Origin of the sequence: Roseibium sp. MMSF_3412 (assembly GCF_030733265.1) — a bacterium.
GTDB lineage: Bacteria > Pseudomonadota > Alphaproteobacteria > Rhizobiales > Stappiaceae > Roseibium.
This window is the reverse complement of the sequence record NZ_JASHJI010000021.1, coordinates 1-14,516: the sequence shown is the minus strand read 5'-3', so window position 1 is coordinate 14,516 and position 14,516 is coordinate 1. Positions and strand designations below refer to the sequence as shown.

At 59.6% G+C, this 14,516-nt stretch carries 12 protein-coding genes; 7 read left to right on the top strand and 5 right to left on the bottom strand.

Annotated elements, in window-relative coordinates; genetic code table 11:
- Nucleotides 1–39: 39 nt before the first annotated feature.
- Genes uxaC through RBB49_RS25340 form a run of 5 tightly spaced genes read right to left on the bottom strand, consistent with a single transcriptional unit; the run spans nucleotide 40 to nucleotide 7,163 of the window.
- Entirely contained in the window at nucleotides 40–1,446 is a 1,407-nt protein-coding gene (gene uxaC, locus RBB49_RS25360; protein ID WP_306145727.1) for a glucuronate isomerase, read from the bottom strand.
- A gap of 16 nt (nucleotides 1,447–1,462) precedes the next feature.
- Nucleotides 1,463–2,893, bottom strand: a complete 1,431-nt coding sequence (locus tag RBB49_RS25355) for a mannitol dehydrogenase family protein (RefSeq protein WP_306145726.1) — start codon at nucleotides 2,891–2,893, stop codon at nucleotides 1,463–1,465.
- A 15-nt stretch (nucleotides 2,894–2,908) separates the two neighbouring features.
- Nucleotides 2,909–5,296, bottom strand: coding sequence for a TIM-barrel domain-containing protein (locus tag RBB49_RS25350; RefSeq protein WP_306145725.1), 2,388 nt, complete (start codon nucleotides 5,294–5,296; stop codon nucleotides 2,909–2,911).
- A gap of 4 nt (nucleotides 5,297–5,300) precedes the next feature.
- A complete protein-coding gene (locus tag RBB49_RS25345; protein ID WP_306145724.1) occupies nucleotides 5,301–6,602 on the bottom strand; it encodes a TRAP transporter large permease in 1,302 nt (433 codons plus the stop codon).
- A 36-nt stretch (nucleotides 6,603–6,638) separates the two neighbouring features.
- Entirely contained in the window at nucleotides 6,639–7,163 is a 525-nt protein-coding gene (locus RBB49_RS25340) for a TRAP transporter small permease (protein WP_306145722.1), read from the bottom strand.
- 236 nt (nucleotides 7,164–7,399) lie between these two features.
- Between RBB49_RS25340 and RBB49_RS25335 the strand changes: the two genes are divergently transcribed.
- The 7 genes from RBB49_RS25335 (at nucleotide 7,400) to RBB49_RS25305 (ending at nucleotide 14,352) form a co-directional block, all read left to right on the top strand.
- The gene (locus RBB49_RS25335) at nucleotides 7,400–8,383 is read left to right on the top strand and encodes a TRAP transporter substrate-binding protein (RefSeq protein ID WP_306145720.1); all 984 of its coding nucleotides are present in this window, start codon (nucleotides 7,400–7,402) and stop codon (nucleotides 8,381–8,383) included.
- A gap of 27 nt (nucleotides 8,384–8,410) precedes the next feature.
- On the top strand, nucleotides 8,411–10,228 hold the full coding sequence (locus tag RBB49_RS25330) for a glycoside hydrolase family 2 protein (RefSeq protein ID WP_306145718.1): 1,818 nt from the start codon (nucleotides 8,411–8,413) through the stop codon (nucleotides 10,226–10,228).
- Nucleotides 10,225–10,965 (top strand): FCD domain-containing protein, encoded by a 741-nt coding sequence (locus RBB49_RS25325; RefSeq protein WP_306145717.1) that lies wholly within the window; start codon nucleotides 10,225–10,227, stop codon nucleotides 10,963–10,965. Before RBB49_RS25330 ends, RBB49_RS25325 begins: the two co-directional genes overlap by 4 nt.
- Nucleotides 10,966–10,988: 23 nt before the next feature.
- A complete protein-coding gene (gene uxuA, locus RBB49_RS25320; RefSeq protein WP_306145716.1) occupies nucleotides 10,989–12,155 on the top strand; it encodes a mannonate dehydratase in 1,167 nt (388 codons plus the stop codon).
- Nucleotides 12,156–12,252: 97 nt separating this feature from the next.
- Nucleotides 12,253–12,654 carry a dihydroneopterin aldolase gene (locus tag RBB49_RS25315; RefSeq protein ID WP_306145715.1) on the top strand — a complete coding sequence of 134 codons (402 nt, stop codon included), beginning with the start codon at nucleotides 12,253–12,255 and terminating at the stop codon, nucleotides 12,652–12,654.
- 36 nt (nucleotides 12,655–12,690) lie between these two features.
- Nucleotides 12,691–13,575, top strand: a complete 885-nt coding sequence (locus tag RBB49_RS25310; RefSeq protein ID WP_306145713.1) for a dihydropteroate synthase — start codon at nucleotides 12,691–12,693, stop codon at nucleotides 13,573–13,575.
- Nucleotides 13,576–13,596: 21 nt separating this feature from the next.
- Nucleotides 13,597–14,352 carry an SDR family oxidoreductase gene (locus tag RBB49_RS25305; protein WP_306145711.1) on the top strand — a complete coding sequence of 252 codons (756 nt, stop codon included), beginning with the start codon at nucleotides 13,597–13,599 and terminating at the stop codon, nucleotides 14,350–14,352.
- Nucleotides 14,353–14,516 lie beyond the last annotated feature (164 nt).

Sequence of the window (14,516 nt, the reverse complement as noted above, 5' to 3'; positions counted from 1 at the left end):
GTGTAGATGCGCATGCAAGATCAGCGTAGCGTGCTGCTTTTACTCAACAAACCAGTCACGGGCATTTTCGTGGCAAATCCTGCGAATGAGACCGTCTGTCAGTTCGGGGTCCGCAGGCATGCTGCCCTCTTCGACCCATCGGCCGACCATCCTGCAAACCAGGCGCCTGTAATATTCGTGGCGGGGAAAGGAGAGAAACGATCGCGAATCGGTCAGCATGCCGACGAACCTCGACAGGAGGCCCATCTGTGCGACCTGATTGAGATGCCGTTCCATGCCTTCCAGCTGATCGTTGAACCACCACGCCGGCCCGGACTGGATCTTGCCCGGTTCAGAGCCATCCTGGAAATTGCCGGCGATCGTCACCATCACCTCGTTCAGGGTCGGGTTCAGGCAGTAGAGGATCGTGCGCGGAAGGCCCTTGCGATTGTTGATCTCATCAAGCAACTGGTTCAGCGCGCCGGCAACCGGCTGATCCGACATGGAATCGCCGCCCGTGTCCGGACCGAGACTGGCAAAGAGCCTGCTGTTGTTGTTGCGCAGCGCCCCGATATGGAACTGCATGACGATGTTCCGTTCCCGAAAGGCCTGCCCGAGTTCGATCAGAACCGCGGCCTTGAAATCGGCGTCATCGCGAACGGAAACCGGCGTGCCCTCGACGGCTTGCCTCAGAATCCGGTCAAGATCGCCTTCGGTGCGCTTTTCGAATGGCAGCAGCGTGTTCAGGGCGTGGTCGCTGGCTTTGCAGCCGAAGGTGATGAAGTGATCCAGCCGCTTGAGCAGTGCCTCGACCAGATCGCCGAAACGTGTGATCCCAACTCCCGACACCTCTTCAAGCAGGCGGCAATAGTCTGCAAACCCCGGAGCGGAAGGCGACAGCGCCTTGTCGGGCCGGAAACTCGGCGCGATCGTGAAACCGAGGTCGGGATCACCTTGCGCCCTCGCGTGATGCGCAAGATCGTCGCTCGGGTCGTCGGTCGTTCCGACATAGCTGACATTCATCTGGTGAAGCAGTCCGCGCGCGCTGTGGCTCGATCTTGCAAGTGTTTCGTTGGCGAGTTCCCAGACTTCGGCCGCAGTCTCCGGACCGAAGACGCCGTCCCAGCCGAAATAACGGCGCAATTCCAGATGCGTCCAGTGATAGAGCGGATTTCCGACGCAGTGCGGAACGGTCGCCGCAAATGCATCGAATTTCTGCCGGAAGCCGGTCGTGCCGGTTACCAGGTCTTCCGGGACACCGTTCCAGCGCATCGCGCGCCACTTGTAGTGATCGCCCTCCAGCCAGATTTCACCGATGGAAGACCAGTGTTTGTCGTCGGCGATCGCGGCCGGATCCAGGTGATTGTGAAAATCGACCAGCGGCAGGGCTGCGGCGACCTCGTGGTAGAGGCGGCGGCTTGTTGCCGTATCGAGAAAGTAGTCCGGCCCGAGAAAGGGTGCGGTCATGAATTGCGTCCTGTTGTCAGAGCGATGCGGCGATCGAGTTGATCACGCCTCGGGAACCGATTTCATCGTACGCGGACCGGATCGTGTCCGCAAAGGCCGGCGTTGCCGGAAGCTCCTCGCCGAACACCGGCGCGAGCGAAAGCAGGCTGTTCACGTAGTCGGTGCCGACGGATTGTCCCGCGATCGTTCTTATCTGCTCGGAAAGCGGATCGTTCAGCGGCAGCGACGCACCGGATTCCGACGTTCCGCGGCAGTAATGCATCCAGCCGGCGACAGCGAATGCGGAGAGCGGCCAGCGACGCCCCTGTGCCAGGTGATCTCCGACCGGGGCGAGCAGTCTTTGCGGCAGCTTCTGACTTCCGTCCGAAGCAATCTGTGTCGTCTTGTGCCGAAGCGCCGAGTTTGAAAAGCGGACAATGAGGTCATCTGCGTATCGCGCGATATCGACGCCCTCGGGCACCTGGAGCGTCGGCGCCTGTTCGTCCAGCATGAGCTTTTTCGCAGCCACTTTCAGGACGGGTTCGTTCATGCAATCCGATATCGTTTCCATGCCGGCCAGCGCGCCGAGATAGGCGAGGAAGGAGTGCGATCCGTTTAGCAGGCGCAGCTTCATCTCTTCAAAAGGGGCGACGTCCGCAACGAATTGTGCACCGGCAAGGTCCCACGCGGGTCGCTCTCCGGCGAAACTGTCTTCAATGACCCACTGGCGAAAGGGTTCGCACAAAATGCCGTTCGGGTCGGGCCGCCCAAGGGCCGCGTCCAGCTTCTGCTGCGATGCCTCCGTCATGGCGGGCGTGATACGATCGACCATGGAACAGGGGAACCGGCAGTTGCTCGCGATCCATTCCTTCAGCTTTGTGTCGAATTCTCCGGCATAGGCGAGCAGCGCCTGTCGGCAGAGGTCTCCGTTCGCCGGAAGATTGTCGCACGAAAGGATCGTCAACCCGGATGCCCCCGCTGCCATGCGCATCGCAAGCCCTCGTGCAATGATCCCGATGGCGGTTTGGGGGTCGCCGGGGGTCGCCAGGTCCTTCTGAATGCCTTCGTGAGCAAGATCCAGCGTGTTCCCGGAAAGACAGTATCCCTTTTCGGTAATCGTCAGTGTGATCACGCAGAGCAAAGGATCGGCAATCCGGGACAAAAGGGCGGGCATGCCGTCCCGTCTGGCGTGGACGGTCCCGGTCACACAGCCGATTTCGCGCAATTGAAGGTCTTCGCCCGACATCTCGCCAACCGTGTAAACGCCCTGGGCTTCGTCAAGCTGCGTCAGTTCATCCGCACCGGAGTGAAGCCGGGCGGCGATGACGCCCCAGTCTCCCGGAGACTGCCGCAGCATGTCGTCGTGGAATACCATGACATGCGCTTTTGCAAAGGCCCCGAAGCCCAGGTGCAATATCCTGGGTTTCAACTCGCTGCGATCATAGCTGGTGCCTTGAATGGAGGACAATTTTTCGGACCTGTCTTAGTGCGACGGATTGAAACTGAGTGTGTCACCCGAAGAACGGGCGTGATCATTCACGATAAGTCCGGATTGACCTGCAAGCCAGATCCGGGCGCCGGAATATGCCGGTTGCCAGCTGCCTGACCGGGACCAGTCAAGGTGCAGCCTGCCTTCTCTGTGCGCCAGTTCCAATGTCGTTAGACAGTGCCGGTCGACCACCGCGTTGCGTGATACCCCGTCGTCATCATAGGCGCGCGAAACACGCGGTGGTCGATCCTTGGGCTGCGGATAAACACGCCAGATGCGTTCGGTGTCGGAACCGGCGTCGGAACGGAGATTGGGCGCAGCCATCGGCAGTACGGCACCGCCGCGAACGAAGAGCGGAATGGTGTCGTCCTTGACCGGAACTTCCAGCATTTCTCCACCTTGGTACCAGGCGCTGCCGTCAAAGGACCACCATCCATCCGCGTTGGCGGGAAGCGTCACGCGCCTGACGTGAGCACCCGGTTCGACGACGGTCGCAACCAGAAGGTCTCGCCCAAGAAGGAAATCGAATTCCGCAGTTCTGCAGTTCGGGTCATCCGGATGGTCCAGAAACAGCGGCCGCAGCATGGGTTCTCCGTCTGTGACTGCCTGTTGCAGCAGCGTATAGAGATACGGTATGAGCTGCGCCCTGAGTTTCAGCGCATCGCGGACAAGCGGGGTGATCTCAGGATACATCCAGGCTTCATTGGCCGTCCCGTCATCGTTCCAGGAATGGATGGTGAAACGGGGATGAAAGATGCCGTTCTGAATCCAGCGCAGGAACAGTTCGGGCTCCGGCCTCGGCCCTGCAAATCCGCCGACATCGTGACCTGTATTGTAAAAGCCGGAGAGAGAGAGACCAAGCCCCATCGGGATATTCCAGCGCAACGTGTCCCAACTCGTGTAATTGTCGCCGGTCCAGGTCTGGGCATAGCGCTGCGTTCCGGGAGAAGCGCACCGGGAGATCAGGTAGGGCCGTTTGTCCGGCTGGTCCTGCTGCTGGGCCTCGAAGGAGGCGCGGGTCATCAACTGGCTGTGCAGGGGGCGGATCAGGCTGACCGGGATCGGGTCGCCGAAGCCTGCGCAGACCGCATCATCATCCCAGACTTCATATTCGTTGTTGTCGTTCCAGGTGCTCTTGATGCCCCGGTTGAGCAGTTTGGCAGTGACGTTGTCCTGCCACCAGCGGACGGTTGCCGGGTTGGTGAAATCGAGATGAGAGCCGGTGCCGTCCCAGAAAGGTGACTTTTCGGGCTCGCCGCTGTCGCTGTCGCGGATGAAAAGACCGGCGTCGGCAGCCTGCCCGTACAGCGGGTGATCATCCAGGAGAACCGGCTTGATATTGGCGATCAGGTTTATTCTGGCAGCGGCATAGGCTGATGTCAGTGCTTCCACGTCCGGAAATCGGTCGGTGTTCCAGTTAAAGACGTAGCGCCTGCCTTCGATAGCGGTATAGCCGGAGGACAGTTGGAAACTGTCGCAGGGCATGTCCTCCGCGTCGAGCTTGGCAAGAAAGGTCTGCAGCCGTTCCTGGGCGTTTTCAGAATCGGTGTAGGACATGGTGGAGCCGGAATATCCCAACCCCCAGCGCGGCATGAAGGCCGTGCCGCCGGTCAGCCAATGGTGGCGCTTGACGATTTCCAGTACCGAGGGCGCCCAGCTGAAATAGTAGTCCAGATCGCCGTCTTCGGCCCGGAACGCGCGAAAGGGCGGGTGGTAGTTGTCCTTTTCATTGCCGAGGTCGAACCAGCAGGACGACAGCGTATCGTAAAAAAGACCGCAGGCTCCGAGCCCGCCCTTGTCGGTGATCGTGAACGGGATGTGCTTGTAAAGCGGATCCGTCGTTCTGGCGTCGTAGCCGAGCGCATCGAGATTGCGCATTTCAAACCGCCGGCCGGACCGATCCAGTGCTCCGGACTTTTCGCCGAGACCGTAGAAGGTTTCGTCTGCGTGCCTGAGCAGGTGGTGCTGGTTCCTGTGGTCCTTGCGCCCGAGCATGTAGGCGTTCAGGGGCCTGTCCCGGGCAACTTCCTGCCAAAGACCGGTTGCCGCATCGCGCGCTTCCCAGGTCAAGGCAAGTGGTCGACCAATTTTGAGACGAAGCGTCCCGGTTTCAATTGTAAGACCGTCTTCGGTCTCGTCCAGGTGGAAATCGGGGCAGGAAAATCCGGTCGTATCCTCCCGTTTCCTGCCTTCGAAAGGAACATCTCCTTTCGGAGCGATGGCCCAGGTTCTGTCGAGACGGTACTTGCCGTCCTTCAGAAGCGAAATCCGGATGAGGTCATCTTCCAGGACCGAAATGTTGAAGTGGTGCCGGCCTTCGACGATCAGGCGCACACCGTTTTCAGTGCGCGCCAGGAACTGCCAGGCATTGAGTGCTTTCATGGTTCTAGTACCCAAGAAGAAGGCGCGGCAGGAACAGGCTGAGCGCCGGGAAATAGGTAATCACCAATAGCAGCGATACCAGGACCGCGTAAAACCCGAGCATCGGTTTGATGACTTGTCCGATCTTGACACCGCCGACCGAACAGCCGACGAACAATGCCGATCCGACCGGCGGTGTACAGATGCCGATACACAGGTTGAAGGTCATCACGACGCCGAAATGCACCGGATCCATGCCCAGATCCTCAACCACGGGCAGGAAGATCGGCGTGAAGATCAGAAGAGCCGGGGTCATGTCCATGAACGTCCCGACCACAAGCAGCGCGATGTTGATGATGAGCAGAAGCACGATCGGGTTTTCCGACAGGGCCAGCAGTGCGTCGGAGATCGAATAGGGAATGTCCGCGAAAGCCATGGCCTTTGACATGGCAATGGAACACCCGATCATCAGAAGCACGATCGAGGTCGTCACCGCGCTCTCCAGGATGATTCCGGGCAGCTCTTTCACGGTGATCTCGCGGTACCAGATGACGGCAAGGAAAAGCGTGTAGACGACCGCGACGGCAGAGGCTTCGGTGGCGGTGAAGATGCCGCCGATGATGCCGCCCATGACGATCACGATAAGACCGAGCGGCAGCATGGCATCCGCCGCTTTTTTCACGACCTCCCACCCGCTCGGGCGCTCGGCGACGGGATAGCCGCGCCGTTTCGCGATGATCCCCGCGACGACCATGAGGCTCAGACCCATGAGGATGCCGGGAATGTATCCGGCAACGAAAAGGGCCGCGACCGAGGTTCCGTTGGTTATGAGCGAATAGACGATGAAGGTCGAACTCGGCGGAATGAGAAGACCCGTCGGGCAGGATGCGATGTTGACCGCCGCGCTGTAGGCCGGGTCATAACCTTCCTTCTTCTGCAGGGGCGCCATGACGCCGCCGACAGCGGCAGCAGAGGCGACCGCGGAGCCGGAAATCGAGCCGAACATCATGTTGGCGATCACGTTGCAGTGGGCAAGAGCGCCGGGCAGGCGGCCACCCAGGACTTTCGCGAACTCGATCAGGCGCATCGCGATGCCGCCGCGGTTCATGATGTTTCCGGCCAGGATGAAGAACGGGATGGCCAGCAGCGTGAAGCTGTCCAGGCCGGATGCCACCTGTTGTGCAACGATATAGACCGACTGGTCGAACGACATGAACAACAGGAAGGTGGCGAAGGCCGACAGACCGATCGAGAAGGCGATCGGCACACCGAGTATCATGAGAAGTGCAAACGTCCCGAACAGGACGAGGACAGACTGAATATCCATTTAAAAGGGCTTTCGTTCCTCAATTTCCTGATTGGGTCAGTCGAGTGGCCCGCCCGCCTTGGGCGCGCCTTCCTGATCGTTGGGCCCCCTGCCGCTCCGGAAGAGATCGGCAAGAAAGGTCAGGCAGTAGTAGAAGATGCAGATCCCCGAAAACGGGATCGCGATATAGACAAGGCCCATCGGCAACCGGAGCGCGGGGGAGACCTGGCCGGTTGCCAGGGTCCGGTCCACCAGGTCCATGCCGCCGTAGATCATGACCAGCGCCGCGAAGGTTGCGATGGCAATGATGATGGCTGCGTTGATGGCGAGTCGGAGGTTGCCGTGCGTGATTTGCGGCAGCAGGTCAATGGCCAGGTGTCGGCGCTGACCAAGCGTATAGGCGCCGCCCAGAAGCGCGACCCAGATGAACAGGAAACGCGCCATTTCGTCGGTGACGGTGCTCGGGCTTTCCAGCACGTAGCGCGAGAAAACCTGCCAGATGACGCAGGCGACAAGAACGGCGAATGCCAGGGTAATGACAAGGCGCAGGACAAGGTCCACGCCTTTGGTAATGCTCGTCACGATCGTCCTCCCAGACCGGCCCGCAATGCGTTGCGCATGAAGATAGCGGTGCATGCCGGTGTAAGACATGCGTCAAGAAACAAAATTGGTCAACCAATTTTATAAAAAAGGTTGACTGATTTTGAAAATTGGACGAACAATTCGCCATCCGCAGCGATCCCTGCTGCGAAACCGCAGCCGGTGCGGTGCCTTTTTTGGGGTCCAGTTTTTGCCCGGCCTGCATTTGGGAGGAAATCATGATGAAGTTCGCGAAGCTCGCGGCCGTGCTGGCTGCAGGCGTTGTTGCAATGGGAACCGCTGCCAATGCAAAGACCTTGCGTCTCAATCACAACAACCCGGAAGACCACCCGCTGCACAAGTCGATGGAATTCATGGCCGAGCGTCTTGAAGAGGCGACGGGCGGCGATCTCAAGATCCGCATCTACGCCAACGCCCAACTGGGCACGCAGCGCGAATCCATGGAGCTGATGCAGAACGGATCGCTGGACATGGCCCGCTCCAATGCATCCGAACTCGAAGCCTTCGAGGAATCCTATGGTGCGCTCAACCTGCCCTACATTTTTGTCGATGCCGATCATTACTACGACGTTTTGAGCGGCGACATCGGGTCGGACATTCTGGCCGCTTCCGAAGACAAGGGCTTTATCGGGCTCGCGTTCTATATTGAAGGCGCGCGCTCGTTCTATGCCAACAAGGAAATCCGGTCCCCGGCCGATCTTGAGGGCATGAAGATCCGCGTGCAGCCCAGCCCGTCCGCAATCCGCATGGTGGAGCTGCTCGGCGGCAATCCCACGCCGATTGCCTGGGGCGAACTCTACAGCGCGTTGCAGCAGGGTGTCGTCGACGGCGCAGAGAACAACCCGATGGCCCTGACGTCGGCACGTCACGGCGAGGTTTCCAAGGTCTATTCAGATGACGGCCACACCATGATCCCATCCGTGGTCATGATCTCCTCCAAGAGCTGGAACGAACTGTCCGACGAACACAAGGCGGCCCTGACCAAGGCGGCGCGCGAGTCGATGGATTTCCACCGCGAGCAGTGGGATGCCATGAGCGCGGCTGCCGTTGAAACCGCCAAGAGCGAACTCGGCGTCAAGTTCATCGAGGTCGAGAAGGGACCGTTCATTGAAGCGGTTCTGCCGATGCACGAGGAAGCAGCCGAAAAGTCGCCCGTCGTCGCCGATCTGATCGGGCGCATCAAGGCGATCGCACCGCAATAAGCCAAGGTCCAACCGGAGACCGGACAGATGCTCGAACGCTCGAAACTCGCCGAAAACGCGCTACAGGCGCTGCATGACGAGGAGTATGATCTTCCGTTCAACACGCAGTCCCTGAACCATGAAGGCCTGATTTTCCTGGGCGGGCGGGCATCTGAAAGTCTCAATGGCGACTGGACCTTCTGTGTCGATCTACTGGACACGGGCCTCCGGCAGAAATGGTTCGCCATGCTGCCGGAGGTGCCGGAGGACAGGACAGAGCCCTGGGATTATGATCCTTATATGGGCGAGACGGTGCCGGTCCCTTCCAATTGGGCGGTGCTGAAGGAAAAGTGGTATTTCTTTGAAGGCAGCGCCTGGTACACCCGGCCGCTCGATATTGAGAGCGTTGATGACGAAAAGCGCCTGTTTCTTCATTTCGGCGCTGCAAGTTACGACTGCAAGATCTTTCTGAACGGGCGGTTTCTCGGCAATCACTATGGGGCCTCGACACCATTTTGCGTGGAACTGACGGGCCTCTTGCGTCCGGGCCGAAACTGGCTCATGGCCTGTGTCAACAACACCCGCACCCGTGACCGGGTGCCGATGCGCAACACGGACTGGTTCAACTATGGCGGCCTTTACCGCGATGTCAGTCTCTTCGAGACGCCGCGCGCCCTGATCAAGGATTTCTTTCTTTATCTCGTGCCCGATGCCACTTTCTCGAAAATCTGCGTGGAGGTGGAAATCTGCGGCGCGTCGTCGGGCGAGGCAACGCTGTCCATTCCGGGTCTCTCGGTCGAAGCAACGGTGCCCGTCGCTAACGGCAGGGGCCGGATCACGCTTCCCGTGAGACCGGAGCTCTGGAGCCCGGAAAACCCCGTGCTTTATGACGCGGAACTCGTTTTCGGTGAAGACCGCGTTTCCGACCGGGTCGGGTTCCGCCAGATCGAGCGGAACGGAACGGAGATCGTGCTGAACGGCGCGCCCCTGTTCCTGCGCGGCATATCGGTGCACGAGGACGACGCGGAACTTGGCAAGGTCACGAACGAAGCCGATCTGCGGCGCAGGTTCGAACATGCGCGGGATCTCGGCTGCAACTATCTGCGCCTTGCGCACTACCCTCACGATGGCCTTGCGGCGCGCCTGGCCGATGAACTGGGCTTTCTGCTTTGGGAGGAGATCCCGGTCTATTGGGCGATCGACTTCGCCAATCCGGCCACCTTTCTGGACGCCGAGAACCAGCTTGCCGAGCTGATCAAGCGGGACCGGAACCGGGCCAGTGTGATCATCTGGTCCGTCGGCAATGAAAATCCGGATACCGATGAACGTCTCGAATTCATGCGCGGACTTGCCGAGACCGCCAGGAAACTCGACCCGACGCGGCTGACCTCTGCCGCCTGCCTGGTGAACCATGCCGCCAACAGGATCGAGGATCGGCTGGCAGATCACATCGATATCATCGGTCTGAATGAGTATTACGGCTGGTACGAAGAGAATTTCGACGATCTTGCCGCGATCGGCCGGAACTCCAATCCGGGCAAGCCGGTGGTCATTTCGGAAACAGGAGCCGACGGGGTCATCGGCGAGAACGGGCCGAAACGCGGTCTTTTCAGCGAAGACTACATGGCCGAGGTCTACCGCAAGCAGATCGCCGTCTTGCGGGAGCTGGACTACGTCAAGGGTATGTCGCCGTGGATCTTATATGATTTTCGCGTTGAACGCCGGCAAAACATCTTTCAGAATGGCTATAACCATAAGGGGCTGATTGCCGCAGACAAGAAAACCAAGAAAAAAGCGTTCCATATTCTGGCGGACTACTATCGTGAGGTCGCCGCCGCAGAGAAGAACGCAAGGAAGGCTTCATGACCGGCGAGGGTGGAAAACGTCGCTACCAGGAAATAGCCGAGCTGCTCGCACGAAGGATTACCGGCGAAGGTTACCGGCCCGGGGACAAGTTTCCGACCGAACGCCAGATTTCGCTTGAATTGGGAATCAGCAGGTCTCTCGTACGCGAGGCCTTTATCGTCCTTGAGATCGAAGGGTACCTGGACGTGCGCAAGGGGTCAGGCAGCTATGTCGCGGCCGGCGAGAAGATTTCCCTCAACGTGCACAAACCCGATTTCGGCCCGTTTGAACTGTTGCAGGCACGGCAGCTTCTGGAAAGCAGCATTGCCGGCTTCGCGGCCTCCACAATCACCAAGCACGACATCATAAAGCTGCGCGAAACGCTCGAGCTTGAGCGCAAGGCCATCGACAACGGTGTCGAGGATTACTTTGCCGACAAGCAGTTTCACCTGCTCATCGCCGAGGCCACCCAGAACAGCGTTCTGGTCGATCAGGTGGCCGACTTGTGGACCAAGCGGGAAAACAGCTCCATGTGGGCGCGGCTCCACGACCGGATTTTCGATATCAGCTACCGGACAAAGTGGCTCGACGATCATGCCGTGATCCTGGAAGCGCTGCGCCACCGGAATGCGGAACAGGCCAGAAGCGCCATGTGGCAGCATCTCGAAAATGTGCGTCTCACGCTGCTGGAACTCTCCGATGTCGGGGATCCGGAATTTGACGGATATCTCTATACGCCTGCGGTGGCGTCTCCTTAAGAACGAAAAGAAAAGGCAAGGCGATGATCGAAAGCTGGCGTTGGTTCGGGCCCCACGATCCGGTTTCGCTCACGGACGTGCGCCAGACAGGCGCCACGGGCATCGTGACAGCGCTGCATGAAATTCCGAACGGGACCTTCTGGCCGGAAGAGGAAATCGCGGCGCGGCGCCGGATGATCGAAGCGGCAGGCCTGAGCTGGGTCGTTGCCGAGAGCATTCCCGTTCACGAGGACATCAAGACCGGTGCGCCCGGCTGGGAGGAGTGGGCGCGCAACTGGGCGGACACGGCCCGCGCGCTCGCGCATCAGGGCGTCAAGACCATCTGTTACAATTTCATGCCGGTTCTGGACTGGACACGGACCGATCTGGACTTTGAGCTTCAGGACGGGGCGACCGCGCTCAGGTTCGAGTTTGCCGCCTACGCGGCCTTCGACCTCTTCATTCTTGAAAGAGACGGCGCCGAGGCCGAATACAGCGCAGACGATATCGCTGCTGCCGAGGCTTTCATGGGCTCCGCATCGACACAGGATCGTGACCGGCTGACGGCCAACATCATCGCGGGCCTGCCGGGGTCCGAAGAAAGCTACACGCTCGAAACCTTCCGCGAGCGGCTTGCCGCCTATCGCAATGTCGGCAGGCAGGAGCTCTTTCAGAACCTTCGCAATTTCCTCGATATTGTTGTTCCGGCGGCCGAGGAAGCCGGCGCGGTTCTCGCGATCCACCCGGACGATCCGCCCCGGTCCTTGTTCGGACTGCCGCGCATCGCGGGTACGTTGGCGGATCTTCTGCACATTGCATCCATGAACCCGTCCCCTGCCAACGGCTTCACGCTCTGTACCGGCTCGCTCGGCGTGCATCCGGACAACGATCTTCCGGCGATCGTGCGCGCGCTTGGCGATCGCATCCACTTTGCCCATCTCAGGGCAACACGGCGCGAAGGCGATCCGCGCAGCTTCTATGAAGACGCTCATCTGGCCGGCGACATCGACATTGTGTCGATCGTCCGGGAAATGCGGCACCTGGAAACCGGCGCCGGGAAACAGATCCCGATGCGGCCCGATCACGGGCACCGCATCCTGAACGATCTGACCGGCACATCGACGCCCGGCTATCCCGCCATCGGGCGTTTGCGGGGCCTTTCTGAACTGCGCGGCGTGCTCAAGGCCGTCAATTATTTTGAAGGTCATTGAACACGTCCGGGATTCTCCGCACTTTACCTCCCTTGACCTCGCCTGGCTTCCGGCTACATCCATGTCCTGAAACTGATTTTGAATGGCGAAATGTTTGATGAGCGACACGACGCACGCGGCGCGCACCCTGGTTGAAGACGGCCCTGACACCATACTGATCGAAAATCTTCTGCTGCCTGCGGAAATCGGCATCCTCGACAGCGAGAAGGGACGGCGCCAGTCCGTGTGTTTCAGCGTTGAAATCGAAACGGTGCCCGGATATCGCAAGACAGTCCGGGAGACAGGCACGTTCGTTTCCTATGCGGACACCGTCTTCTTCATTCAGGAAAAGGCGAACGCGGGTGGTCATGTCGATCTTGTGGAAGACTGGGCGGAGGCGATTGCAGAATTCGTCCTGTCCAATCCGCTTGCGTCCCGGGTCACGGTGAAGGTGACGAAACCGGATATTTTCGAAGATGCCGGTGCCGTCGGTATCCGGATCACGCGCAAACGTGCGTGATATCCCCGTTTTTCCCGAATACCTGGAGCCTTTCGCATGATATCCGCTGATCGCATCTTTCCGCTGTGGCTGAAATACAGGGACGCCCTCGAAACTCCCGTCAGGACCTTCGAATTCCCGAAATTCGGGCGCATGTTTGAGGACAGGACCTATCAGATGGGTGTGCTCAACCTGTCTCCGGACAGCACCTACCGCGAAACCGTTTGCCATACCTTCGAAGCCGCGCTCTATCGCGGCAGGAGAATGACACTCGAAGGGGCCGCAATGGTCGATATCGGGGCGGAATCCACCGGTGACACGGCCGACATCGTATCGATCGAAAGACAGATCGACCGCATGCGTCCGGTCGTGAGAGCGCTCGCGGAGGAAAACATCCTTGTCTCGGTCGAGACGTATCACCCGGAAGTCGGCGTCGCGCTGCTGGAGGCAGGTGCCGGCGTGATCAATCTGACCGGGCGCGTCGATGACAGCGCCTTTTACGAGTCGATCGCGAAGCATGAAGCAGGCATAATCCTGTGTTACACGCCGGGAGAAAACGCCCGTTCGGCGGATTATCTCCCGCCGGCCGAAGACATTTTCGATCATCAGCTGACCTTCTTCGGGCAGCGGATCGATCTTGCCACCAACGCGGGCGTGGAGCGTCTCTGGGTCGATCCCGGGTTTGGATTTGCGTTGCATTTGCCCGACGGCCCCGACAGGATCCGCTATCAGACCGACAGCATTCTGCAATCGTTCCGTCTGCGCGAGCTCGGATGGCCGGTCACGGTTCAGCTGACAGGCGCCGTCTACCTGTTCCGCGACGAGGTCAGGGTTGCCCAGACAAGCGCGGCGACGATCGCGGTGATGTCGAAGGCAAATCTTGTGCGCAGTCACGAAGTGTCGCGTGTCCAGCCGGTTCTGAACCTGCAGGATTTTGCCTGACAAGAAAACCGGGAGAACAAAATGTCAGCAGACAGGATTGCATTGGTAACGGGAGCGGGAAAGCGGCTCGGCAAGGCGATTGCCAAAGGCCTGGCGGACAAGGGATACGCGATCGGGCTCCACTACAATTCTTCCGTCGGCGGCGCGCAGGAGCTGCACGACGAGATCCTTTCAAACGGTGGCCGTGCCGTTTTGTTCCGGAAGGACCTCAGTCAGCCGGAAAAGGCCGGAGAGCTGGTTGCGGAAACCGCGGCGGCGCTCGGCGGCCCGGTTGAGGTCCTGGTCAATTCGGCATCGGCGTTCAATACCGACAGCCTCCACGACCTCACGCTGGAGAGCTGGCAGTTCCTGATGAGTGTCAACGCGGCGGCACCGGTCTTTCTGATGCAGGCCTTTGCCAATCAGGATCCCTTGCCGCAGGGCGGCGCGATCGTGAACATGCTCGACACGCAGATGCTGTCGGCTTCACCGGAGCGGTTCAGCTATTTCTGCGGAAAATTTGCCCTGGACGGAGCAACGCGTCTGGCGGCCTACGAACTCGGGCCGAAGAAAATCAGGGTGAATGCCATCGCGCCGGGTCTCATCCTTCCCAGCGATCAGACCCAGGAAAATTTCGACAGCCGACAGAAATTGACGCCGCTGGGCCCGGGTCTCGGACCGGACGACATCGTTGACGCGGTTCTTTATCTCGTTGAGGCGAAACAGGTCAGCGGTCATACGGTTGTTGTCGACGCCGGCCAGCGCCTGATGGGCTTTGGCAACGCGCCGATCGGCTGAATTCGGCGCACTTCCGAATTAGCTAACAGATGGTTAATATCCACCGCTTCGGAGCCGTGGGAAATTTTCCGAAAAAAAGTTCAGATCGCTGTTGACGGTATGAATTTGTGTGCGTATAACGCGTTCATCGACGGCGGCGTTGCTGCTGGCGACAGGGTTTTGTG